Source organism: Actinokineospora sp. PR83, from assembly GCF_021056305.1.
GTDB lineage: Bacteria > Actinomycetota > Actinomycetes > Mycobacteriales > Pseudonocardiaceae > Actinokineospora > Actinokineospora spheciospongiae.
This window is the reverse complement of sequence record NZ_JAJCXD010000040.1, coordinates 198682-221297: the sequence shown is the minus strand read 5'-3', so window position 1 is coordinate 221297 and position 22616 is coordinate 198682. Positions and strand designations below refer to the sequence as shown.

The following is a 22616-nucleotide window of genomic DNA, read 5'->3' as shown; positions in this document are numbered from 1 at the left end:
CCCATCGTCTAGTAGCAGGAGACTTCCGTCCCGATGTACGCGATCGTCAAGACCGGCGGCAAGCAGTACAAGGTGGCTGTTGGCGACGTCGTCGAGGTCGAGAAGCTCGAGGGCACCCCGGGCGCCGAGCTCAACCTCACGGCTGTCCTCGTGGTCGACGGCACCGACGTCACCACCGACGCGGACGCCCTCGCCAAGGTGTCCGTGACGGGCAAGGTGGTCGAGCAGACCAAGGGCCCCAAGATCCGCATCCACAAGTTCAAGAACAAGACCGGATACCACAAGCGCCAGGGTCACCGCCAGAAGTTGACCCGCGTCGAGGTCACCGGCATCACCAAGTAGAGGGACTGAGCAGACATGGCACACAAGAAGGGTGCATCCAGCTCCCGCAACGGGCGTGACTCGAATGCCCAGTACCTCGGTGTGAAGCGCTACGGCGGCCAGGTCGTCAAGTCCGGCGAGATCCTGATCCGCCAGCGCGGCACCAAGTTCCACCCGGGTGTCAACGTCGGCCGCGGCAAGGACGACACGCTGTTCGCCCTCGCCGCCGGTGCCGTCCAGTTCGGCGCCAAGCGCGGTCGCAAGACCGTGAACATCGTCCCGGTCGAGGCGTAAGCCCGAACCGAGCGAGAAGACCCCACGAGGGGCGGGCTGGAGCTTCATCCGGCCCGCCCCTCGTTTTTTGTCTCTGAGAGGAACCCCAGGTGTCCCGATTCGTCGACCGCGTGGTGATCCACGTCGCCGCGGGCAGTGGCGGCAACGGCTGCGCCTCGGTGCACCGCGAGAAGTACAAGCCCCTCGGTGGCCCCGACGGCGGCAACGGCGGCAACGGCGGCAACGTCGTGCTGGTCGTCGACAGCAACGTCCACACCCTGCTCGACTTCCACTTCCGCCCGCACGCCAGCGCGGCCAACGGCAAGCAGGGCCACGGCGCCAACCGCGACGGCGCCACCGGCGAGGACCTGGAGCTGCACGTCCCCGACGGCACCGTCATCCTCGACCCGGACGGCGAGATCATCGTCGACCTCGTCGGCCACGGCACCCGCTTCGTCGCCGCCCAGGGCGGCCGGGGTGGCCTCGGCAACGCCGCGCTGGCCTCCAAGGCCCGCCGCGCCCCCGGCTTCGCCCTGCTCGGCGAACCGGGCGAGACCCGCGACCTGGTCCTGGAGCTGCGCTCGGTGGCCGACGCCGGGCTGCTCGGCTTCCCCTCGGCGGGCAAGTCGTCGCTGATCTCGGTGCTGTCGCAGGCCCGCCCGAAGATCGCCGACTACCCGTTCACCACCCTGGTGCCCAACCTCGGGGTGGTCACCGCGGGCGAGTCGATCTACACCATCGCCGACGTGCCCGGCCTGATCCCCGGCGCCAGCCAGGGCAAGGGCCTGGGCCTGGACTTCCTGCGGCACATCGAGCGCTGCTCGGTGCTGGTGCACGTGGTCGACTGCGCCACCTTCGAGGCCGACCGCGACCCGCTGTCGGACATCGACGCGCTGGAGGAGGAGCTGGCCCGCTACACCCCCGCCCTCGGCGGCGACCTCGCCGACCGGCCGCGCCTGGTGGTGCTGAACAAGGTCGACGTGCCCGAGGCCCGGGAGCTGGCCGAGCTGATCCGCCCGGACATCGAGGCCCGCGGCCTGCCGGTGTTCGAGGTCTCCACCGCCACCCGCGAGGGCCTGCGCGAGCTGAGCTTCGCCCTGGCCAAGGTCATCGAGGACGACCGCGCGGCCAAGCCCGCCCCCGAGCCCAGCCGCATCGTGCTGCGCCCCACCGCGGTCGACGACGCGGGCTTCACCGTGGTCGCCGACCCGGAGGAGGAGGGCGCGTTCTTCGTGCACGGCGAGCGCCCCGCCCGCTGGATCCGGCAGACCGACTTCAACAACACCGAGGCCGTCGGCTACCTGGGCGACCGGCTGGCCCGCCTCGGGGTCGAGGACGCGCTGGCCAAGGCCGGTGCGGTCCCCGGCTGCCCGGTCACCATCGGCGGCGTCACCTTCGACTGGGAGCCCTCCACCCCCGCGGGCATCGCCATGCTCATGCACAACCGCGGCAGCGACCCGCGGCTCGACCTCAACGAGCGCGTCGGCGCCTCGGAGCGCAAGGCCGCCAAGATCGCCCGCCGCACCCGCACCGACGACGAGGACCTGTGAGCGTCGTAGGCTCCCCCACCCGGGCCGCCATCGCGGCGGCCCGGGTGATGGTGGTCAAGGTCGGCTCGTCGTCGTTGACCACCGCCGAGGGCGGGCTCGACCCGGCCCGGCTCGACGCGCTGGTGGACGCCCTGGCGGCCAGGCTCGCCGCGGGCAGCCAGGTCATCCTGGTGTCCTCGGGCGCCATCGCGGCGGGCCTGGCGCCACTGGGCATCGCCCGCCGCCCCCGCGACCTGGCGACCCAGCAGGCCGCCGCCAGCGTCGGCCAGATCCTCCTGGCGCACGCGTACGTGGAATCCTTCGCCCGCTACTCCCTCCAGGTCGGCCAGGTCCTGCTGACCGCGGACGACGTGGTCCGCCGCTCGCACTACCGCAACGCCCAGCGCACCCTGTCCCGCCTGCTGGCCCTCGGCGCGGTCCCGGTCGTCAACGAGAACGACACCGTGGCCACCGAGGAGATCCGCTTCGGCGACAACGACCGCCTCGCCGCCCTCGTCGCCCACCTCGTCGGCGCCGACGCCCTGATCCTCCTGTCCGATGTGGACGCCCTCTACGACGGCGACCCCCGCCTCGGCGCCGCCCGCCGGATCGACGAGGTGGCAGGCGAGTCCGATGTGGATGGTGTGCGGGCGGGCAGCACCGGCGCCTCCGGCCTCGGAACCGGTGGCATGGCGTCGAAGCTGGCCGCCGCCCGCCTCGCCTCCGCCGCGGGCGTCCCGGTCCTGCTGACCTCCGCCGCCCAGGCCAAGGCGGCCCTCGGCGCGGCCGACGTCGGCACCGCCTTCGCCGCGGGCGGCCGCCGCCTCACCTCCCGCCGCTTCTGGCTCGGCTACGCCGCGGACACCAAGGGCACCCTCACCCTCGACGACGGCGCCGTCACGGCCGTGGTCACCCGCCGCCGCTCCCTCTTGGCCGCGGGCATCACCACCACCACCGGCGACTTCGTCGCAGGCGACGTCCTGGAACTGCGGAACACCAACGGCGTCACCGTCGCCCGAGGCATCACCAACTTCGACTCCGCCGAACTCCCCGCCCTCCTGGGCCACTCCACCCAAGACCTCCCCCTGGACCAACGCCGCGAAGTAGTCCACGCCGACGACCTCGTCCCCCTGATCTAGCCCCGCCCCGAAGCCGGTAGACCACCCCGCGCGCCACAAGGCCGGCTATCACCCGGAAGCCCGCCACCCCGGCCCGAACCTCCGGCCTGCACCCCGCAGGCACCGCGCCGACCGCTGGTCCGGCTGCCAGGCACCCAGAACCCACCGGCGCAGCGGCCAACCACCCCGCCCCCGGTCTGGCGACCAGCTACACCAAACCCCACCGTGCGCAGCCGCCGACCACCCCACCAACCGGCGGCCTGGCGGCCCGCCACCCGCCACCCCATCGCGCGCAGCCGCCGACCACTCTGCCAACCGCCGGCCTGGCGACCAGCCACCCCGAGCCGTCAGCGGCGTAGCTGCCGATCACCCCCACTCACCCGGGCACCACCACCAAACGATCGGCGCTTGAGCCGACAGCACACGGCAAGGTTCCGGCGAAGCAGATCCACCCACCCGAGCACCCGCGACAAATCCCCGGCGCTCATAACAGAACACGGCCCAACAGCCACGTCACGCCGCCCCCGGCGTGCCCGCGCTACCGCCCCCGCCCCACATCAACTGGTGGCAGCCAACACAAACGGCAACACCCCCTTCGCCCCAACCCCACGCAGCAGATAAGCGGCCAAAGTGACAGTCCACCCACTGTCCACCCGCTCATCGACCAGCAGAACCGGCCCGTCCGCCTCCGCCACCCGCGCTGCCAGCTCCTCCGGCACCCGCAGCGCCTCCCACAGCCGCGCCACCCGGTGCGCACTGTTGCCCGGCGCCACGGCACCCGCCACCTCGACCACCCCCAGCACCGGCAACCTGCCGATCGAGGCGATCCGCGCGCCGAAGTCCACCGCCAGATCCGACGACCCCACCGTCACCACGCCGACCGGCCGCTGCTCCCACCCCCAGCCCGCCAGCACCTGCACGCACCCGCGCATGACGTCGTCCGGCACCGACGTGGCCCCCTCGGCGAACAGCGCCCGCAACCGGTTTCCCCACCCGATGTCGGTCAGCCGCCCGAGTGCCCGCCCCACCTCGGCCACCCGCCCGGCGGCGATCTTGCCGCTCAGCGGGACGTCCAGCGCCGACATCCCGGTGGGCCACATCTTCTTCGGCGCGACCTCCACGCCCGGCCGCGCCAGCCGCTCCTCCGCCGCCGCGGACCCGGCCTCCGACACCGCGTCGCTCCACCGCTGCCCGGTGCAGTTGTCGCACCGGCCGCACGGTGCCGCGTGCGGGTCGTCGAGCTGCCGCAGCAGGAACTCCATCCGGCAGCCGTCGGTGCGCTGGTACTCCAGGATGGCCTGCTGCTCGGCGGTGCGCGCCTCCGCGATCCGCCCGTACCGCTCCCCGTCGTACTCCCACGCCGCCCCGGTGGCCTCCCAGCCGCCGCGCACCCGGCGGACCGCCCCGTCCACGTCGAGCACCTTGAGCACCATCTCCAGCCTGCCCCGGGCCAGGTCGACCATCGGTTCCAGCGCCTGCGTCGACAGCACCCGCCCGGCCCCCTCCAGCGCGGCCAGCACCTCCCGCACCACCGGCTCCGGCGGGAACGCCAGCGACGCGAAGTACGCCCAGATGTCGCGGTCCTCGGTCCCCGGCAGCAGCAGCACGTCGGCCCGCTCGACCCCGCGGCCCGCGCGCCCGATCTGCTGGTAGTAGGAGATCGGCGACTGCGGCGCCCCCACGTGCACCACGAAACCCAGGTCCGGCTTGTCGAAGCCCATGCCCAGCGCGGACGTCGCCACCAGCGCCTTGACCCGGTTGGCCAGCAGGTCGTCCTCGGCCCGCTGCCGCTCGGCGGTGTCGGTGCGCCCGGTGTACGAGGCGACCTCGTACCCGCGGTCGCGCAGGAACGACGCCAGCTCGTCGGCGGCGGCGACGGTCAGCGTGTAGATGATCCCCGATCCGGTGAACTCGCCGAGGTGGTCGGCCAGCCACGCCAGCCGGGCGCGCGCGGTGGGCAGCCGCAGCACCGCCAGCCGCAGGCTCTCCCGGTCCAGCGGCCCGCGCAGCACCAGCGCGTCGTCCTCGGCCAGCCGCAGCTGCTGGGCCACGTCCCGCACCACCCGGTCGTTGGCGGTGGCCGTGGTCGCCAGCACCGGCACCCCCCGGGGCAGTTCGCCCAGCAGCGTCCGCAACCGCCGGTAGTCCGGCCGGAAGTCGTGGCCCCAGTCGGAGATGCAGTGCGCCTCGTCGACCACCAGCATCCCCGCCGAGGCGGTCAGCTTCGGCAGCACGGTGTCGCGGAAGTCCGGGTTGTTCAGCCGCTCCGGGCTCACCAGCAGCACGTCGACCTCGCCCGCGGCCACCGCGTCCTGCACCCCGTCCCACTCCTCGACGTTCGCCGAGTTGATCGTCCGCGCCCGCACCCCGGCCCGCGCGGCGGCCTCCACCTGGTTGCGCATCAGCGCCAGCAGCGGCGACACGATCACCGTCGGCCCCTCGCCCCGCTCCCGCAGCAGCGCCGTCGCCACGAAGTACACAGCGGACTTGCCCCACCCGGTCCGCTGCACCACCAGCGCCCGGCCGCGCCCGGCCACCAGCGCCTCGATGGCCGTCCACTGGTCCTCGCGCAGCCGCGCGCCCGGACCGGCGAGGGCCCGCAGCCGTTCCTCGGCGGTGGCGCGCAGTGCGGTCGTGGTCGTGTTCATGCCCTCTTGGTACCGGACCGGTACGACACGGCCAACTCTTTGTCCACAGGCCTGTCCGCGATGAGGTGGGCCACACGCCGCGACGGGGTGCCGAACCGGACGTAGGCTCACCCCCATGCGGCGTCGCGTGGGGATCATGGGCGGCACCTTCGACCCGGTGCACCACGGCCACCTCGTGGCCGCCAGCGAGGTGCAGGTCAGGTTCGGGCTGGACGAGGTCGTGTTCGTGCCGACCGGCCAACCCTGGCAGAAGACCGCACACGGGGTCAGCGCCGCCGAGGACCGCTACCTGATGACGGTCGTGGCGACCGCCTCCAACCCGAGGTTCTCCGTCAGCCGGGTCGACATCGACCGGGAGGGCGCCACCTACACCGTCGACACCCTGCGCGACCTGCGCGAACGCCACCCGGACGCCGAGCTGTTCTTCATCACCGGCGCCGACGCCCTGGAGCAGATCCTGTCCTGGCACCGGGTCGAGGAGCTGTTCACCCTCGCCCACTTCGTCGGCGTCACCCGCCCGGGTTACACCCTGGGCGACCAGCACCTGCCCAGCGGCTCGGTCACCCTGGTCGAGGTGCCGGCCATGGCGATCTCCTCCACCGACTGCCGCGCGCGGGTCGCCAAGGGCGAACCGGTCTGGTACCTGGTGCCCGACGGGGTCGTGCAGTACATCTCCAAGCGCGGCCTCTACGCCGATGGTGTCTGACCGGCAAGACCCCGTACCGGTGCTTCCCCGTCGGGCGCCGCGCGCACCCGGGTACCCTCGCCTGGTTGAGTCCCCAGCAGGATCCCGAGGAGAACTGTGACCGCGACGCCCGACGCCCGCGAGCTGGCCCTGGTAGCCGCCAACGCGGCTGCCGACAAGAAGGCCAGTGACGTGCTCGTCCTGGACGTCTCCGATCAGTTGGTGATCACCGACTGCTTCGTCATCGCCTCCGCGAGCAACGAGCGCCAGGTGAACGCGATCGTCGACGGCGTCGAGGAGAAGATGCGCGAGGCCGGGAGCAAGCCGGTCCGCCGCGAGGGCACCCGCGAGGGCCGCTGGGTCCTGCTGGACTTCGTCGACGTGGTGGTGCACGTCCAGCACGCCGAGGAGCGCACGTTCTACAGCCTGGAGCGGCTGTGGAAGGACTGCCCCCGGATCGAGTTCGACCCCGAGCCCCCGGCCGAGGACGGCGCCGAGTGACCCTGCGCAGGGTGGTGCTCTGGCGCCACGGGGAGACCGACTACAACGCCACCGGGCGGATGCAGGGTCACATCGACTCGCACCTGACCGAGACGGGCTGGAACCAGGCGCGGTTCGCCGTGCCCGGCCTGGCCCGGTTCTCCCCGGACGTCATCGTCGCCTCCGACCTGCGCCGCGCCACCGACACCGCCACCGTGTTCAGCGACGCCATCGGGGTGCCGCTGCGGCTGGACAAGCGCTTGCGCGAGACGAACCTCGGGCAGTGGCAGGGCCGCACCGGCGCCGACATCGACCTGGAGTGGCCCGGCGACCGGGCCCGCTGGCAGACCGACGCCACCTGGGCACCGCCGGACGGCGAGACCCGCGTCGAGGTCGCCGCCCGGGCCGTCGAGGTGGTCGCCGACCTCGACGAGGGCACCGACGAGACCGCGCTGCTGTGCGCGCACGGCGGCCTCATCACCGCGCTGACCGGGCGGATGCTGGGCCTGCCGGTGGAGAACTGGTCGCAGCTGGGCGGCATCAGCAACTGCCACTGGACCGTGCTGGCCCGCCGCCCGAACAGCGGCCCGACCTGGCGGCTGGTCGCGTACAACGCCGGGACGACCAGCTGAACCGCATGTCCCCGACCCTGCTCGTGTTCGGCGACTCGCTGTGCTTCCACGGGCCACGGGGACCGATGCCCGCCGACGACCCCCGGCTGTGGCCCAACCTGGCCGCCGCGGCGGTCGGCGGCCGCGCCGAGCTGTTCGCCGGGCTCGGCTGGACCGCCCGCGACGCCTACTGGTCGCTGACCGGCGACCCGCGCGTGTGGGCCGCGCTGCCCGACGTCGACGTGCTGGTCCTGGCCGTCGGCGGGATGGACACGCTGCCCTCGCCGCTGCCGACCTACCTGCGCCAGGGCATCCGCTACCTGCGCCCGGACGGCCTGCGCCGCCGCGTCCGGAGCGCCTACCTGGCCGCGCAACCGCACCTGGCCCGGCTCACCCGCGGGTGGCCGGTGGTGCTGCCCGTGGCCCAGACCGTGCGCTACCTGGACGACATTGTGGTCGCCGTGCGCGCCCTGCGCCCCACCCTGCCCGTCGTCATCGCCCTGCCCGGTGTCCACCGCGCCGCCTCGTACGGCTACGTCCACACCGCCCGCGACGCCGCCGTGGCGGCCATCGAGGCGTGGGCCGAGGAGTCCGGGGTGCCCGCCCTGGACCTGCGCGCCACCATCGGTGACCACGTCCTGGGCGGCCACGGCAACGTCGACGGCCTGCACTGGGGCTGGGAGGGGCACGCGCTGGCGGGCAAGGCGCTGGCGGAACTCATCGCCCCGCTGCTCGACCCGCGCACGAACCGCGTGTCGTAGGTTCCCGGCGGGGCGGCAACTAGGCTCCCGCCCCGTGCCGTTCGCCGTAGTCACCGACTCGACCGCGTACCTGCCGGAAGGCTTCGCCGACCGGCACGCCGTCCGCGTCGTGCCACTGCTGGTCCACCTCGACGGCCGCGAGTTCCGCGACGGCGTCGACCTCGGACCCGGTGAACTGGCCGAGGCGCTGGCCCGGCACCGCGCGGTCACCACGTCCCGGCCCAACCCGGACGAGTTCATCGCCGAGTACCGCTCGCTGCTGGACGCGGGCGCCGACGGCGTGCTGTCGGTCCACCTGTCCCGCGAGCTGTCGGGCACCTGGGAGTCGGCCCGGCTGGCGGCCGAGGAGGTCGGCTCGGACCGGGTGCGCGTGGTCGACTCCCGCACTACCGCGATGGGCCTGGGCTTCGCCGCGCTGCGGGCGGCGGAGGCGGCCGCCACGGGCGCCGGGGGAGCGGAGGTCGAGGCGGCGGCGGTGGCGGCGGCGGAGCACACCAGGAGCTTCTTCGTGGTGGAAACCCTCGACCACCTCCGCCGCGGCGGGCGCATCGGCGCCGCGGCGGCGCTGATGGGTTCGGCGCTGGCGGTCAAGCCGCTGCTGCACGTGCACGACGGTCGGATCGTGCCCCTGGAGAAGGTGCGCACGACCAGCAGGGCGCTGGGCAGGCTGGTCGACCTGGCGGTCGAGGCGGCGGGGGACGGCCGGGTCGAGCTGGCCGTGCACCACCTCGCCGCCCCCGACCGCGCCGCCGAGGTCGCCGCCCGCTTGGACGAGCGCGTCCCGAACTCCTCCGGGTGCGTGGTCTCGGAACTGGGGTCGGTGATCGGCGCCCACACCGGTCCCGGCGTCATCGGCGTCGTGGTCTGCCCCGGCCGCCTCTGACCAACCCTTCAGCGTCCCACCCGAAACCGACGTTTTTCCTTTTCCACAGGGGCATTCCGCCTGAGTTGTCCACATGGGTCGAATCCATCCACAGGCGACGAACACCCCTCGATTCCGCCTCGCCCCGCCCCTAGCGTCGATCTCATGACCGACCGCACCGCACGCACCGCGCAGATGGACACCGTCCTCACTCGGCTGGCCGCCGTGGCGGGCCGCCCCTGGGACGCCACCGCACCCGAGTCCCGCGAACAGCGGTGGCGCGGCACAAGCCAACGCCACCCCGATCCGCCACCCGGCCCCGGCACACCCCGGCCACCCCGCACCGATCCCCCTCCGACCCCCGGCGATCCCCGGCCCCGCACCACGAACCCCACCAACAGCGGTTCGCCCACGACTGCCGATCAACCCGACCCCGCCTCCCCACCTGACCCGCACGCCGCCGAACCCACCCAGGAGGAGCCCTTCGTCGTCGACCCCCAGACGCGGCCCGACCGCGAGCGCACGCCCCGGTGGTGGCACGACCACCCCGCCGCGGCCCTGCTCCGCCGCGTGACACCGCCCCGCCGCACGCCCATCGCCCTCGTCGTCGGCGCCCTGGCCCTGCTGGCCGTCGTCACCTACTGCACGCTCTCCACCAACCCGACCCCGGAACCGGCCCCCGACCTCGCCGCCGCCACCGTCGACCACTCCCCGCGCCCGTCGTCGACCGCCCCGCCCCAGGTCGTCATCGACGTCGTGGGCAAGGTCAACGCCCCGGGCGTGCGCACCCTGCCCACCGGTTCCCGGGTCCGCGACGCCCTCACCGCCGCGGGCGGCCCCACCCCCGACGCCGACCTGACCACCCTCAACCTCGCCCGCCCCCTGGTGGACGGCGAACAGGTCCGCGTCGGCCTGCCCGCTGCCGTCCCCGCCGCCGCCGACCCCCAGAACCCGCCCACCACCGCACCCGTCGACCTCAACACCGCCACCGTGCAACAACTCGACTCCCTGCCCGGCGTCGGAACCGTGACCGCCCAACGGATCCTCGACTGGCGCACCCGCCACGGCCGCTACTCCGACGTCGCCCAACTCCAGGAGGTCGACGGCATCGGTCCGGCCCGCTTCGCCAAACTGCGCGAACTGGTGACCGCCCGATGAGCGCATCGACACCACCACCCGCCCACCGCCCCACCCGAGTCGGTTCGACGCTTGGTTCCTGCCGCTTCCGTGGTGTGCTCACCACGGCAGGTGCCCGAATCCGGTGTCGGTGCGGACCAGCGCTCCCCGCCTGTGGCCCACACGGGTTCCTCGATCCGGCGGTTGATGTGCGAGCGGCTCGTTCACCCGGCCGAGCGTGCGGGCCCAGGTCTTGGGTGTCCCGTCCTGGACGGTCGCAGCGAGCATGTCCTGTGCGCCGCGTTTCGCGGGGAGCGGGTGACCGCCCGGTGAGTCCGTCGTGATCGGTGCCTGCCGGCTGACCGATGCCCCGGTCCGCCACGACTGGCGCCTGGTTCCCGGTGCGCTCGCGGTGTGGGCCGCCGCCCTGCTCGCGCTGCTCGTGCACTGGTCGTCCGCCCTGGTCATCGGCGCGGTGACCGTCGTGGTCGCCTGCCTCCTCCTCCGCACCGGGCGGCGTGCCTGGCCCCTGCTGGTCTCCGGGCTCGTCGCGGCCTGGCCCGTCCTGGCGGCCGTGCACGACGCGGCGACCCACCCCCTGCGCGAAGCAGCCGCCCGCCAGGTCTCCCGCGAGCTGGACCTGGTCGTCGCCGAGCGGCCGCGGCCGGTGCGATCGGCCGGATTCGGGGCCACCCCGACCGGCCCGCGGTCCGTGGTCGTCCCCGCCGACACCCCCGACGGTGCCAGGGTCGCGCTCCTCGCCCCGGTCCAGGCGTGGGCGGACGTCCTGCCCGGGCAACCGGTGCGGGCACGCGGCACCCTCGCACCCGCCGACCCCGGCACCCTGACCGTGGCCCTGCTGCGCGTGCGCGGTCCGCCGCTGTGGGCGGGGGAGGCGCCGGGCTGGCAGCGACTCGCCCGGGACCTGCGGGTCGGCCTGCGGGACGCGGCCGGGGTGCTCGACCCGGACTCGGCGGGACTGCTGCCCGCGCTGGTCGTCGGCGACACGGACGGCCTGCCCGACGTGGTCGAGGACGAGTTCCGGGTGGCGGGCATGTCCCACCTGCTGGCGGTCAGCGGCTCGAACCTGGCGATCATCTGCGTGGCCGTGCTGTTCCTCCTGCGGTTGCTGTGGTTCGGGCCGCGCGGGTCGGCGGCCGGGGCGTTGGCGGCGCTGGTCGGGTTCGTCGTCCTGGTCGGGCCGGAGCCGAGCGTGCTGCGGGCCGGGGTGATGGGCGCGGTCGGCCTGCTGGCGTTGGCGCTGGGCCGGGAGCGGTCGGCGATCCCGGCGCTGGCCGGGACGGTCCTGCTGCTGGTCGCGGTCGACCCGGGGTTGGCGGTGGCACCGGGGTTCGTCCTGTCGGTGTTGGCCACCGGGGCGCTGGTGCTGCTGGCACCGAGGTGGGTGGACCGGATGACCCGGCGGCGCGTGCCCAGGGTGGTGGCGGAGGCGTTGGCCGTCCCCGCCGCCGCCCACCTCGCCACGGCACCGGTGGTGGCCGGGCTGAACGGGCAGGTCAGCGTCGTCGCCGTGGTGGCCAACCTGGTGGCGGCGCCGGTGGTCGCGCCCGCAACCGTGTTCGGGGTGCTCGCCGCCGTGCTCGCGCCGCTGTGGACCTGGGCCGCGGTGTGGTGCGTGCGCCTGGCCGGGCCCGAGGTCGACTGGCTCGTCGCCGTGGCCCGGTGGGCGGCGGACGTGCCGGGAGCGGCGATCGACTGGCCCTCGGGGTGGTGGGGCGGGCTGGTGGCGGTGGTCGTCCTGCTGGTGCTCGTGGTGGCCCTGCGCGGCCGGGGGACCGTCGTCGCGGTCGGGTTGGTCGCCGTGCTGCTGGTGGTCGTGCCGGTCCGGGTGCTCGCCCCGGGGTGGCCGCCCGCCGGGTGGGCGGTGGTCGCCTGCGACGTCGGGCAGGGGGACGCGCTGGTGCTGGCCACCGACGAGCCGGGGCGGGCGGTGGTGGTGGACGCCGGACCGGAGGCGAGTCCGGTCGACGGCTGCCTCGACCGGTTGGGAGTGGACAGGGTGCCGCTGGTGGTGCTCAGCCACCTGCACGCCGACCACGTCGGCGGCCTCGCCGGGGTCCTCGCCGGACGCGCCGTCGGCGGGATCGCGGTCGGTGCGGGTCGTTCGCCCGCGTGGGCGTGGGACCAGGTCCGGCACGAGGCCGCCGACGCCGGGGTGCCGGTCGTGGGGCTGCTGCCCGGGCAGCGGCTGGGCTGGCCGGGCCTGACCCTGGACGTACTGGCACCACAGCGGAAGGAGGCAGGAAGGGCACCGGACGGCACGGAGATCAACAACCGTTCGGTCGTGCTGCGCGCGTCGACCCGCGCCGGGCGGGTGCTGCTGGCGGGTGACGTGGAACTGGGCGCCCAGGCGGAACTGCTGACCTCGGGAGTGGACCTGCGGGCGGAGGTGGTCAAGGTGCCGCACCACGGCTCCGGCTACACCGCCCCGGAGTTCCTCACCGCTGTCGGCGCCCGCATCGCCCTGCTCAGCGTCGGCGCGGACAACCGCTACGGCCACCCGAGCCCGCGCACGCTCGACGTCCTCACCCGCGGGCACACCCTGGTCGGGCGCACCGACCGCGACGGCGACAGCGCGGTGGTCGTCGACGCGGGGGTACCCGCCCTGATCGGTCGCGGTGGTGCCCGCTCACCGCCGAAGCCCTGAGCGGCGGCGAACCGGGACAGGCGGGTGGTGCGAAGACCGGTGCCGCCGTGGGATCACGGCGGCACCGGTCGGTCGGGGCGTGGCTCGCGGTGGCCGCGAGCCGGGTGGCTCAGTAGCCGAGGACCTCGCGGACGGCGGCGGCCGACGGCGGGATCGTGGCCTTGGGGCCGATCTGGTCCTGGACCGCGTCCAGGGTCTTGAGGCCGTCGCCGGTGATGAGCAGGACGGTCTCGGCGTCGGGGTCGATCTTGCCCGCCGCGATGAGCTTCCTGGCCGTGGCGACGGTGACCCCGCCCGCGGTCTCGGCGAAGATGCCCTCGGTGCGGGCCAGCAGGCGGATGCCCTCGACGACCTCGGCGTCGGTGACGTCCTCGACCGCGCCACCGGTGCGGCGGACGGCGTCGAGCACGTACGGGCCGTCGGCGGGGGCGCCGATGGCCAGGGAGCGGGCGATGGTGTCCGGCTTGACCGGGCGCACCACGTCGTGGCCGCCCTTGAACGCCGTCGACACCGGCGAGCAGCCGGTGGCCTGGGCGCCGAACACCTTGTACGGGGTGGCCTCGACCAGGCCCAGCTCGCCGAACTCGCGGAACGCCTTGTCGACCTTGGTCAACTGGGAGCCGGAGGCGACCGGGATCACGATCTGCTCGGGCAGCCGCCAGCCGAGCTGCTCGGCCACCTCGTAGCCCAGGGTCTTGGAGCCCTCGGCGTAGTACGGGCGGACGTTGACGTTCACGAACGCCCAGTCCTCGTGCTCGGCGGCCAGTTCGGTGGCCAGCCGGTTCACGTCGTCGTAGTTGCCGTCGACGGCGATCAGGGCGCCGTCGTAGACCGCGGTGGTGAGGATCTTCGCCCGCTCCAGGTTGGAGGGGATCAGCACGACCGACTCCCAGCCCGCCCGCGCCGCGGCGGCGGCGACGGCGTTGGCCAGGTTGCCGGTCGACGGACAGGCCAGCACCCGGAAGCCGAGTTCGCGGGCGGCGGCGAGCGCCACGGCGACGACCCGGTCCTTGAAGGAGTGCGTGGGGTTGCCGGTGTCGTCCTTGACCCACAGCGACTTCAGGCCCAGGGCGGCGCCGAGCCGGTCGGCCTTGACCAGGCGGGTCATGCCGGGCTCGGTGTTGGGGTGCTCCCGCACGTCCGACGGCACGGGGAGCAGGCCGCGGTAGCGCCAGATCGACTGGGGCCCGGCCTCGATGCTCTCCCGGGTGATGTTCCCGAAGTCGTAGGAGACCTCGAGGGGGCCGAAGCACTCGGCGCAGGCGAACTCAGCGGCAAGCGGGATGCGGTGGCCGCACTCCCGGCACGACAGGGCGCGGGCGGGGCCGAGGTCGAAGGCGCCGGTGGTGGCGGCCTGCTGGATGTCGACGGTCGATGTCATCGAGGACACTCCTCATCTCTCCCGCGTGGCGGGTCGGAATTGGCACCGTGGCCCGCCGACCTCCCGGCCGCTGATTCGTCGCGGTGGAAAGTGGTGGGTGCCGGTTGCCGGGGCTTCGTCGGGCCGTTCCCTCTGCCCCTCTGGATGAGCGGTATTCAGTTGTCTGGCGCACACAAGGACCGAGGTTGCCCCCGGCACGCCCGCAACGCTACGGCAACAAACGCGCCGTCGGCCAATCCCCTTTCCAGAATCCGAGAGCGCCCCCCGCCGCGTCTGCGCAATCCTGAGCGCCGCCGCCGTGGCAGGATTGCCCGGGTGAGTTCCCCCTCGGTCACGCCCGCGCCGCTGCAACTCGTGCTCGGCGAGGAGGAGTTGCTGGTCGAACGGGCGGTGCGCGCGGCGCTGGAGACCGCCCGGCTCGCCGACGCCTCGGCTGACCTCACCCGGATCCGGGTGTCCGAACTCACAGCCCCTGAGCTGGCCGAACTGGTCAGCCCCTCGCTGTTCGCCGAGGGCAGGGTCATCGTCCTCGACGCCGCGCACGAGGCCACCCAGGACATTGCCGCCCTGGTCACCTCCTACGCCAAGCAGCCTGCCGAGGGCATCGTGCTGGCGGTCGTGCACAACGGCGGCGGCCGCAAGCCGGGCAAGGACATCGTCGCGGCGATGCGCAAGGCGGGTGCGGTGGTCACCGAGTGCGCCAAAATCACCAAGGCTCCCGAGCGGGAGAACTTCGTCCGCAACGAGATCCGCCAGGCGGGCGGCAAGACCGATCCGGCCGCCGTCGCCGCGCTGATCGATTCGGTCGGCTCCGACCTGCGCGAACTCGCCGCCGCCGCCCAGCAGCTGGTCGCCGACACCGCCGGGGCGGTCACCGAGGAGGCCGTCCGCCGCTACCACCGCGGCCGCGCCGACGTCACCGGCTTCGCCGTCGCCGAGAAGGCCGTCACCGGCGACACCGCGGGCGCCCTGGAGGCCCTGCGCTGGGCCATGCAGACCGGTGTCCCGCACGTCCTAGTGGCCGACGCCCTCGCCGACGCGGTCCGCACGGTCGCCAGGGTCGCGGGCGCGGGCCGCGCCGACCCGTTCCGGCTGGCGGGCGAACTCGGCATGCCCGCCTGGAAGGTCAAGAAGGCGCTGGCCCAGGCCCGCGGCTGGAAACCGCGCGCCCTCGGCGAGGCCATCCAGATCACCGCCCGGGTCAACGCCGACGTCAAGGGCATGGCCGCCGACGCCGACTACGCCCTGGAGCGCGCCGTCCTCGGGATCGCCCGCGCTCAGCGCTCCGACCACTGACCCGCGCCCGCACCGGGTTTGCCGCCCACTGGACCGCGCCCGCGCTCGACGTGCTGATCACCGTCCCGCGCCCGTGTTGCGCCTGTTGATCACCGGCCTGCGCCCGTGTTCGGCCTGCCGGTCACCGTCCCGCGCCCGGCGTTCCGATCTGTGCGCTCAGCACCGGGGCTGGCGGGCACCGGTCCGCGCCCGGCGCTCCGAGCGCCTGCCACTCGTCGGAGTCCCGCGCGGACCGCAGGTCAGTCGGGCGTGGCAGCAGGTGGCGCACTTGCCTTGTACGGGACCGGCTTCCTCGGTCTGCGGTGCAGGTGGTCACCGCCGCGCCTGTGGACAACTGCCGTCACTCTCCGAGAACTGTCGGACCCCTTCGGTAATGTGGAATTCGGGGGTCCCCCCGGGCTGTGGATGGACGGGGGCGGGGAGTCGGGGGAGCGGCTAGCGTTGGTGGGTCAGGGGTTGGGGCCGCGGCTGGCGAGGATCTCGTCGCGGCGGGTGAGGCGGTGGCGGCGGCGGATCTCGGCTTCGCGGAGGCGGCGTTCGTCCTCCGGGGTCTCCGGGAGCAGGGGCGGGACCTCGCGGGGGTTGCCGTGGGCGTCCACGGCGACGAAGACCAAGTAGGCCGTGGCGACGCGGGTGGGGGCGACCCCGGCGCGGTCCCAGGGTTCGGCGACGACCCGCACGCCGACCTCCATGGAGGAGCGGCCCGCCCAGTTCACCTGGGCGTGCGCGTGGACCAGGTCGCCCACCCGGACCGGGTGCAGGAAGGTCATGCCGTCCATGGCCGCGGTGACCGCGGGGCCGCCGGAGTGCCGCTGCGCGACCGCGCCCGCCGCGTCGTCGACCAGCTTCATGACCACGCCGCCGTGCACGGTGCCCAGCAGGTTGGTGTCCACCGCGGTCATGATGTGCGACAGCGACGTGCGGGCGGCGGACGGCGGCTTGGGGTCCATGCACCCGAGTGTGCAAGAACGACAGCGGCGCCGCCCACCCGGGGGTGGACGGCGCCGCCGCGGAACTGGCTTCGGTCAGCCGATCTTGTTGGCGCGCTGCGCCATGGCCGACTTCTTGTTCGCGGCCTGGTTGGCGTGGATGACGCCCTTGCCCGCGGCCTTGTCCAGCGCGCGGCTGGCGGACTTGAGCAGCTCCTGCGCCTTGGCGGCGTCCCCGGCGTCGGCGGCCTCGCGGAACTTGCGGATCGCGGTCTTCACCGAGGACTTGACCGACTTGTTGCGCAGCCGGGCCTTCTCGTTGGTCTTGATGCGCTTCATCTGGGACTTGATGTTGGCCATGGCGGCTCTCCTCAGTGTCGTACCCGGGTGACGCGCCGTGCTGTGGAACGGTGGCCCCGCTGAGCGGGTCTCCTCCTGGGCGGAGTGCCGCACGGGCGCGTCGAACGAGAAGGGTAACAGCCGGTCACGGGTTGTCCGGCGGCGGCTCCGCCGGGGGCTGCTTCGGCGGTCGCCCGCGCCTGGGTGGGCCGCTCGTGCCTCCGGGGAGCCTGCCCGCCTCGGCCAGGGCCCGGCGCAGCAGGAACTCGATTTGCGCGTTGGTGCTGCGCAGCTCGTCGTTCGCCCAGCGGGCCACCGCGTCGTGGACGGCGGGGTCGAGGCGGAGGAGGACCTTCTTGCGTTCGGCCACGGCGCGTCAGTGGTAGAGGGACCCGGCGTTCACCACGGGGCTGGCCTCCCGGTCGCTGCACAGCACCACCAGCAGGTTGCTCACCATCGCCGCCTTGCGCTCCTCGTCCAGGTCCACCACCTCGCGGGCCGCGAGCCGGTCGAGTGCGGATTCCACCATGCCCACCGCGCCCTCGACGATCCGCTGCCGCGCAGCGACCACCGCGCCCGCCTGCTGGCGGCGCAGCATCGCCCCGGCGATCTCGGCGGCGTAGGCGAGGTGGGTGATCCGGGACTCGATGACCCCGACCCCGGCCGCCTCCACCCTGGCGGCGATCTCCGCGCAGAGCCGCTGGGTGATCTCGTCGGCGTTCTCGCGCAGGGACAGGCCGTTCTCGTGGGAGTCGTACGGGTAGGTGGTGGCGATGTGCCGCACGGCGGTCTCGGTCTGGGTGATGACGAAGGCGAGGAAGTCGTCCACTTCGAACACCGCCCGCGCGGTGTCCTGCACCTGCCAGACGACCACCGCGGCGATCTCGATCGGGTTGCCGTCGGCGTCGTTGACCTTCATGACGGCCGTCTCGTGGTTGCGGATGCGGGTGGAGACCTTCTGCCGGGTGGTGAACGGGTTCACCCACCGCAGCCCGTCGAGCCGCACGGTCCCGGTGTAGCGGCCCAGGAACTGCAGGACGCGCGCCTCGCCGGGGGCGACCATCGTCAGCCCGCCGCCGACCAGGCCCGCGCCGACCACGGCCAGCACGCCGACGGCGAGGGAGGCGATCGCCGGACCGCGCCCCAGGCCGACCAGCTCCGCCAGGCCTGCCACGCCGACGACGACCAGCGCCACCCCCGCCAGGCCGCCGACGACCGCCACCGCCAGCAGCGGCAACCCGGCGACGCCGAACGCGACCCGTTCCCGCACGTGCGGGGCGGGCAGTGCCGGTCGATCGATGTCCACGCTCATGACTCCCCCTCGGCTGAGGCTTTTTCCTAGCAAAGTGATATCACTTTTTCGACGGGAGGGCCAGGACGGGGTGTTCGGTGGAGTGTGGGACCGGCTGCGGGTACCGCCGGGGAACGTGTGCGTTCCCGGTCCGTCCGGTGCGGAGTGGACGGTCGGGGTCGGTTCGGCAGACGGCGTCGCGGGGCGTCGACCGAACCGCGGGTGCCCTGCGGCGCCCGCGTCAGCTCACCAGCCGCAACGGGCGCGCAGCGTGGCCGCCACCACGTCGAAGCGGTCTTCCTCCAGGACGGCGCCCTCGCGGCGGATGTCGCCCTCGCCCAGTTCGAAGAGGCGGTCCAGGCGCACGTAGGACACCCTGCCGTCGCGGTCCCAGCGGCCGCTGCCCAGCTCCAGCCAGTCGTCGCGCTCGTTGTCGTGCGGCGCCTTGCTGGAGAGCATCAGCGCGCGCAGGGTGCCGCCGCCCCGGCCGATCACCAGCAGCGGACGGTCCTTGCCGCGCTCGGGGTCGTCCTCGTAGGGCACCCAGGCCCAGACGATCTCCCCGGGATCGGCGTTGCCGTCGGCGTCGGGGGAGTAGGCGAGCGACTCGGGGCGGTCGTGCGCGGGCGCCTGCCACACCGCGCCGCGGGCGGGGCGGGGGTCGTCGGTGGAAGTCACGGAGGGTGACCTTAGTCGCGGATGGCCGCGCGGACCGGTAAGACGGTCAGCGTGGAGTTTCTCAGCAGTCGAGTCCTCATCCGCCCCGCCGACCGCGAGCGGTCCCTGGCCTTCTACCGCGACGCCCTCGGCCTCGCCACCTTCCGCGAGTTCCCCGGCGGCACGGTCTTCTTCCTGGGCGGTGGCTTCCTGGAGGTGTCCGGGGAGGGGGCGGGTGGGTCGGCCGGGGTCGCCCTGTGGTTGCAGGTGCGCGACCTCGCCGCGACCGTCGAGGAGCTGCGCGGCCGCGGCGCCCCGATCGACCGCGAGCCCCGGCTCGAACCGTGGGGCCTGCGCGAGGCCTGGACGTCCGACCCCGACGGCACCCGCATCCACCTGGTGCAGGTCCCCGCCGACCACCCCATGCGCCGCGACACCCGCTAGCGCCCGAACCAGTCCCACGGCTGGTCCGGCCCGATCCGCATCCCGTCCGCGATGCGGACCAGGTCGGTGTCCGCCACGCCGCCCCTGATCTGCAGCCACCGGCCGTCGGCGAGCCGCGCGGTCAGGGCCCGATCGCTCACGTAGGGAACCTCGGGGGTGATCGAGCCGGGCAGGCCGCGCACGGTGACCTCGGTCCGCTCGCCGTGCAGGACGGGGGAGTCCCGGGTGATGACGGCGGTGACCGGGCGTTCGTCGAAGCCCGCGGTGACGGAGGTGAGGTAGACCGCCTCGTCGCGCATCGAGCCGCGCGTGCCGGGGCCCACCTGGACCATGCCGCGCATGAGGTCGTCCGGGAGCCAACCGAACTGGGCCGGGACCGTCAGCCCGGCCCCCGGGTCCGCCACGACCGACGCCGCGGCGGTCCTGGCCACCAGGAGTGCGTCCGGCACGTCCCCGAGCACCACCAGTGTCAACTCGTAGTCGGGCCTGGGCCGCCAGGTGATCCGGGGGCGGCCCTGCGGGATGTCCTCCACCGGCGCGGTCACGGGATCGGTGGCGGCGGTCGCGGACGGCTCCACCTCCCGGCCGCCCAGGACGATCCACTTCGTGTCGTTCAGCCAGGTGCGCGACCAGCTCCCCTCGGCCAGGTCGACCATCCGGTGCCCCTCGGCGAACCCGGGGGGCAGGACCGTCGGTCGGTATTCCATGTCCACCGCCAGGGTGGGCGCGTCCGGCGGGACGTAAGCCGCGGGCAGCACAGCCTCCGGCCGGGACCACACGCCGAAGCCCAGCACGACGGCCACCACGGCCGCCGCCACCGCGGGGATCGCCCACTGACGTGGGCCCCGCCGGGGGGTGAGCGCGGCCCGCAGGCCCGCCACGTCCGGTGCGCGGTCGGCCTGCTCCTCGAACACGGCCCTGATCAGGTCTGTCATCGCGCACCTCCTGGTGTCCCGGCGAACTCGTCCACGCGCAGCGCCGCCAGCGCCCGGGACGCGTGGCTGCGGACGGTCCCGGGGCGGGACCCCAGGACCTCGGCGATCTCCGCGTCGGTGAGCCCGCTGTAGTACCTCAGGGCCAGGACCGCCCGCTGTTTCGGCGGCAGCGCTCTGATCCGGCCGAGCATCTCCTCGCGTTCGCCGTAGTCCGGGTCCCCCACGGCGGGGGAGAGCCCCGCCAGCACCTCCGGGCCCGCCGGGAGGTCGCCGAACGACTTCCGCCTGCGCAGGCTGAGGTATTCGTTGACCACCATCTTGCGCAGGTACCCGTCCGGCGCCCCCGCCGAGACGATCCGTGACCAGCGGCGTTGTGCCCGCAGCAGCACCTCTTGCACGATGTCCTCCGCGAGGTGCGGATCGCAGGTGAGCGCGGTGGCGAAGCGCAGCAGCGCCCGCCCCCGGCTGTCCACGAACTCCTCGATCGTCACGGCGCGTCCCCCGTCTCCCAGTGCACATCACACGCGGTGGAGCCCCTGATGTGTTGAGCGAGTAGTGCGAAATGACCTCCGGTTGGGTGAAGATGCCGGGATGGAGCGTTCAGCGACAGCCGTGACAGCCGCCCGGCCCAAGCGCGGGGCCCGGGACACCGGGCCCGACCTCGGCGGGTTGTTCGAGGGTTACCTCGACCCGCGGCGCCCGCACGCCGGGGCCTACGACGAGATGTTCGCCCAGGACGACGCCGCCGTGCGCCAGGCCTACCGGCGGCTGCACGAGCAGTTGGCCGCCTCCCAGCCCGGTGACCTGACCGCCCGCTCCGAGGCCCTCGACCGGGCGCTGGTCGACCAGGGCATCACGTTCTCGCTGTCCGGGCAGGAGCGGCCGTTCCCGCTGGACCTGGTGCCCAGGGTCATCACCGCGCAGGAGTGGTCGCGGTTGGAGAAGGGCATCGTGCAGCGGGTCAGGGCGCTGGAGATGTTCCTCGCCGACATCTACGGCGACCAGCAGATCATCCGCGACGGTGTGCTCCCGCGCAGGCTGATCACCTCCTGCGACCACTTCCACCGCTCCGCCGCCGGGGTGCTGCCGCCCAACGGCGTGCGCATCCACGTGTCCGGCATCGACGTGGTCCGCGACGAGGAGGGCACGTTCCGCGTCCTGGAGGACAACCTGCGCAACCCCTCCGGCGTGTCCTACGTGATGGAGAACCGGCGCACCATGGCCCGGGTGTTCCCCGACCTGTTCGCCAAGCACCGGGTGCGCGCGGTGGGCGACTACGCCGTGCACCTGCTGCGGTCGCTGCGCGCGGCGGCGGCGGCGAACGTGGCGGACCCGAACGTCGTCGTGCTGACCCCGGGGGTGCACAACTCCGCCTACTTCGAGCACTCGCTGCTGGCCAGGCAGATGGGGGTCGAGCTGGTCGAGGGGCGCGACCTGTTCTGCCGCGACAACGTCATCTACCTGCGCACCACCGAGGGCGAGCGGCAGGTCGACGTCATCTACCGGCGCATCGACGACGACTACCTGGACCCGGTGCAGTTCCGGCCGGACTCGGTGCTGGGCGTGGCGGGCATCCTCAACGCCGCCCGCGCGGGCAACGTCGTCATCGCCAACGCCGTCGGCAACGGGGTGGGCGACGACAAGCTCGTCTACACCTACCTGCCCGAAATCCTGGAGTACTACCTGGGCGAGTCCCCGCTGCTGCCCAATGTGGACACGTTCCGCTGCTGGCTGCCGCAGGAGCAGGAGCAGGTGCTCGACCGCATCGACCAGCTCGTGGTCAAGCCGGTGGAGGGGTCCGGCGGCTACGGCATCGTCTTCGGGCCCGACTCCAACCCCAAGGAGTTGAACGCCCTGCGCAAGAAGATCCGGGCGCACCCGCGCGGGTGGATCGCCCAACCCGTGGTGCAGTTGTCGACCGTGCCCACGAAGGTCGGCCAGCGGCTCAAGCCGCGCCACGTGGACCTGCGCCCGTTCGCGGTCAACGACGGCAAGTCCGTCTTCGTGCTCCCCGGCGGCCTGACCAGGGTGGCCCTGCCGGAGGGTTCGCTGGTGGTGAACTCCTCGCAGGGCGGCGGCTCCAAGGACACCTGGGTGCTGGCCGCCCGTTCGTCCACCGCGGACGCCGAACTCAGCGGTCAGGGGCTCGTCGGGGTCGCCGCGCTCGACGAGTTCGCCCCGGAGCAGGGGCCGGAGCTGACCTCCGCGCAGCAACAGCAGCAGTGATCGCTTAACGTGGCCGTCACGACCAGCGGCTAAACAGGTGCGGACC

The 22616-nt window shown here is 73.6% G+C and carries 23 protein-coding genes and 1 riboswitch; of the genes, 14 read left to right on the top strand and 9 right to left on the bottom strand.

Annotation, left to right across the window (positions count from 1 at the left end; all coding sequences use genetic code 11):
* Window positions 1–33: 33 nt before the first annotated feature.
* The 4 genes from rplU to proB all read left to right on the top strand — a co-directional run bounded on the left by rplU (window position 34) and on the right by proB (window position 3262).
* Complete coding sequence (gene rplU / locus L6E12_RS14790) at window positions 34–342, top strand: 50S ribosomal protein L21 (RefSeq protein WP_035282359.1); 309 nt, start codon at window positions 34–36, stop codon at window positions 340–342.
* 15 nt (window positions 343–357) lie between these two features.
* On the top strand, window positions 358–615 hold the full coding sequence (gene rpmA / locus L6E12_RS14785) for a 50S ribosomal protein L27 (RefSeq protein WP_018683188.1): 258 nt from the start codon (window positions 358–360) through the stop codon (window positions 613–615).
* 89 nt (window positions 616–704) lie between these two features.
* Window positions 705–2144, top strand: coding sequence for a GTPase ObgE (gene obgE, locus L6E12_RS14780; protein ID WP_236228474.1), 1440 nt, complete (start codon window positions 705–707; stop codon window positions 2142–2144).
* Between the two features lie 47 nt (window positions 2145–2191).
* Window positions 2192–3262, top strand: coding sequence for a glutamate 5-kinase (proB, locus tag L6E12_RS14775; RefSeq protein WP_236228569.1), 1071 nt, complete (start codon window positions 2192–2194; stop codon window positions 3260–3262).
* A 536-nt stretch (window positions 3263–3798) separates the two neighbouring features.
* Here the strand turns inward: proB and L6E12_RS14770 are convergent.
* Entirely contained in the window at window positions 3799–5889 is a 2091-nt protein-coding gene (locus L6E12_RS14770; RefSeq protein WP_236228473.1) for an ATP-dependent DNA helicase RecQ, read from the bottom strand.
* Between the two features lie 115 nt (window positions 5890–6004).
* Between L6E12_RS14770 and nadD the strand changes: the two genes are divergently transcribed.
* From nadD to L6E12_RS14730, 7 genes are all read left to right on the top strand, one after another.
* A complete protein-coding gene (gene nadD / locus L6E12_RS14765) occupies window positions 6005–6595 on the top strand; it encodes a nicotinate-nucleotide adenylyltransferase (protein WP_236228472.1) in 591 nt (196 codons plus the stop codon).
* Between the two features lie 96 nt (window positions 6596–6691).
* Complete coding sequence (gene rsfS / locus L6E12_RS14760) at window positions 6692–7075, top strand: ribosome silencing factor (RefSeq protein ID WP_035286048.1); 384 nt, start codon at window positions 6692–6694, stop codon at window positions 7073–7075.
* Window positions 7072–7686 (top strand): histidine phosphatase family protein, encoded by a 615-nt coding sequence (locus L6E12_RS14755; protein WP_236228471.1) that lies wholly within the window; start codon window positions 7072–7074, stop codon window positions 7684–7686. The genes rsfS and L6E12_RS14755 overlap by 4 nt, the downstream gene beginning before the upstream one ends.
* A gap of 5 nt (window positions 7687–7691) precedes the next feature.
* Window positions 7692–8426 (top strand): diglucosylglycerate octanoyltransferase, encoded by a 735-nt coding sequence (octT, locus tag L6E12_RS14750; RefSeq protein ID WP_236228470.1) that lies wholly within the window; start codon window positions 7692–7694, stop codon window positions 8424–8426.
* 34 nt (window positions 8427–8460) lie between these two features.
* Window positions 8461–9309 (top strand): DegV family protein, encoded by an 849-nt coding sequence (locus L6E12_RS14745; RefSeq protein WP_236228469.1) that lies wholly within the window; start codon window positions 8461–8463, stop codon window positions 9307–9309.
* A 144-nt stretch (window positions 9310–9453) separates the two neighbouring features.
* Window positions 9454–10446 (top strand): ComEA family DNA-binding protein, encoded by a 993-nt coding sequence (locus L6E12_RS34755; protein ID WP_255683183.1) that lies wholly within the window; start codon window positions 9454–9456, stop codon window positions 10444–10446.
* Between the two features lie 298 nt (window positions 10447–10744).
* Window positions 10745–13072 carry a ComEC/Rec2 family competence protein gene (locus L6E12_RS14730; protein WP_236228468.1) on the top strand — a complete coding sequence of 776 codons (2328 nt, stop codon included), beginning with the start codon at window positions 10745–10747 and terminating at the stop codon, window positions 13070–13072.
* Between the two features lie 109 nt (window positions 13073–13181).
* Here the strand turns inward: L6E12_RS14730 and thrC are convergent, their stop codons facing one another.
* Window positions 13182–14453, bottom strand: coding sequence for a threonine synthase (thrC, locus tag L6E12_RS14725; protein WP_236228467.1), 1272 nt, complete (start codon window positions 14451–14453; stop codon window positions 13182–13184).
* Between the two features lie 9 nt (window positions 14454–14462).
* A riboswitch (SAM riboswitch) is annotated at window positions 14463–14604 on the bottom strand.
* Between the two features lie 164 nt (window positions 14605–14768).
* On the opposite strand from thrC, the gene holA reads away from it, so the two are divergent.
* On the top strand, window positions 14769–15749 hold the full coding sequence (gene holA, locus L6E12_RS14720; protein WP_236228466.1) for a DNA polymerase III subunit delta: 981 nt from the start codon (window positions 14769–14771) through the stop codon (window positions 15747–15749).
* A 449-nt stretch (window positions 15750–16198) separates the two neighbouring features.
* Here the strand turns inward: holA and L6E12_RS14715 are convergent, their stop codons facing one another.
* The 5 genes from L6E12_RS14715 to L6E12_RS34380 form a co-directional block, all read right to left on the bottom strand.
* Window positions 16199–16699, bottom strand: a complete 501-nt coding sequence (locus L6E12_RS14715) for an acyl-CoA thioesterase (RefSeq protein WP_236228465.1) — start codon at window positions 16697–16699, stop codon at window positions 16199–16201.
* Between the two features lie 75 nt (window positions 16700–16774).
* Window positions 16775–17038, bottom strand: a complete 264-nt coding sequence (gene rpsT / locus L6E12_RS14710; protein WP_035286034.1) for a 30S ribosomal protein S20 — start codon at window positions 17036–17038, stop codon at window positions 16775–16777.
* A gap of 124 nt (window positions 17039–17162) precedes the next feature.
* The gene (locus tag L6E12_RS14705) at window positions 17163–17387 is read right to left on the bottom strand and encodes a hypothetical protein (protein ID WP_236228464.1); all 225 of its coding nucleotides are present in this window, start codon (window positions 17385–17387) and stop codon (window positions 17163–17165) included.
* Between the two features lie 6 nt (window positions 17388–17393).
* Window positions 17394–18329 (bottom strand): SPFH domain-containing protein, encoded by a 936-nt coding sequence (locus tag L6E12_RS14700; RefSeq protein WP_236228463.1) that lies wholly within the window; start codon window positions 18327–18329, stop codon window positions 17394–17396.
* Window positions 18330–18554: 225 nt separating this feature from the next.
* Complete coding sequence (locus L6E12_RS34380; protein WP_236228462.1) at window positions 18555–18986, bottom strand: type II toxin-antitoxin system PemK/MazF family toxin; 432 nt, start codon at window positions 18984–18986, stop codon at window positions 18555–18557.
* Between the two features lie 51 nt (window positions 18987–19037).
* On the opposite strand from L6E12_RS34380, the gene L6E12_RS14690 reads away from it, so the two are divergent.
* Window positions 19038–19409: a VOC family protein gene (locus tag L6E12_RS14690; protein ID WP_236228461.1), complete on the top strand. Its 372-nt coding sequence runs from the start codon at window positions 19038–19040 to the stop codon at window positions 19407–19409.
* On the opposite strand, the gene L6E12_RS14685 is transcribed toward L6E12_RS14690, so the two are convergent.
* Window positions 19406–20344: a hypothetical protein gene (locus L6E12_RS14685; protein WP_236228460.1), complete on the bottom strand. Its 939-nt coding sequence runs from the start codon at window positions 20342–20344 to the stop codon at window positions 19406–19408. The genes L6E12_RS14690 and L6E12_RS14685 overlap by 4 nt on opposite strands.
* Window positions 20341–20835: a SigE family RNA polymerase sigma factor gene (locus L6E12_RS14680; protein ID WP_236228459.1), complete on the bottom strand. Its 495-nt coding sequence runs from the start codon at window positions 20833–20835 to the stop codon at window positions 20341–20343. The genes L6E12_RS14685 and L6E12_RS14680 overlap by 4 nt, the downstream gene beginning before the upstream one ends.
* Window positions 20836–20935: 100 nt before the next feature.
* On the opposite strand from L6E12_RS14680, the gene L6E12_RS14675 reads away from it, so the two are divergent.
* Window positions 20936–22570: a circularly permuted type 2 ATP-grasp protein gene (locus L6E12_RS14675; RefSeq protein WP_236228458.1), complete on the top strand. Its 1635-nt coding sequence runs from the start codon at window positions 20936–20938 to the stop codon at window positions 22568–22570.
* The last annotated feature ends 46 nt before the right edge of the window (window positions 22571–22616 follow it).

What these genes read in the sequence shown, in the direction of transcription:
- L6E12_RS14675 (WP_236228458.1), top strand. Translation starts at nt 20,936, where the DNA reads ATGGAGCGTTCAGCGACAGCCGTGACAGCCGCCCGGCCCAAGCGCGGG.
- nadD (WP_236228472.1), top strand. Translation starts at nt 6,005, where the DNA reads ATGCGGCGTCGCGTGGGGATCATGGGCGGCACCTTCGACCCGGTGCAC.
- L6E12_RS14700 (WP_236228463.1), bottom strand. Translation starts at nt 18,329, where the DNA reads ATGAGCGTGGACATCGATCGACCGGCACTGCCCGCCCCGCACGTGCGG.
- L6E12_RS14685 (WP_236228460.1), bottom strand. Translation starts at nt 20,344, where the DNA reads ATGACAGACCTGATCAGGGCCGTGTTCGAGGAGCAGGCCGACCGCGCA.
- thrC (WP_236228467.1), bottom strand. Translation starts at nt 14,453, where the DNA reads ATGACATCGACCGTCGACATCCAGCAGGCCGCCACCACCGGCGCCTTC.
- rpmA (WP_018683188.1), top strand. Translation starts at nt 358, where the DNA reads ATGGCACACAAGAAGGGTGCATCCAGCTCCCGCAACGGGCGTGACTCG.
- L6E12_RS34755 (WP_255683183.1), top strand. Translation starts at nt 9,454, where the DNA reads ATGACCGACCGCACCGCACGCACCGCGCAGATGGACACCGTCCTCACT.
- octT (WP_236228470.1), top strand. Translation starts at nt 7,692, where the DNA reads ATGTCCCCGACCCTGCTCGTGTTCGGCGACTCGCTGTGCTTCCACGGG.
- rpsT (WP_035286034.1), bottom strand. Translation starts at nt 17,038, where the DNA reads ATGGCCAACATCAAGTCCCAGATGAAGCGCATCAAGACCAACGAGAAG.
- L6E12_RS14715 (WP_236228465.1), bottom strand. Translation starts at nt 16,699, where the DNA reads ATGGACCCCAAGCCGCCGTCCGCCGCCCGCACGTCGCTGTCGCACATC.
- L6E12_RS14770 (WP_236228473.1), bottom strand. Translation starts at nt 5,889, where the DNA reads ATGAACACGACCACGACCGCACTGCGCGCCACCGCCGAGGAACGGCTG.
- rplU (WP_035282359.1), top strand. Translation starts at nt 34, where the DNA reads ATGTACGCGATCGTCAAGACCGGCGGCAAGCAGTACAAGGTGGCTGTT.
- proB (WP_236228569.1), top strand. Translation starts at nt 2,192, where the DNA reads ATGGTGGTCAAGGTCGGCTCGTCGTCGTTGACCACCGCCGAGGGCGGG.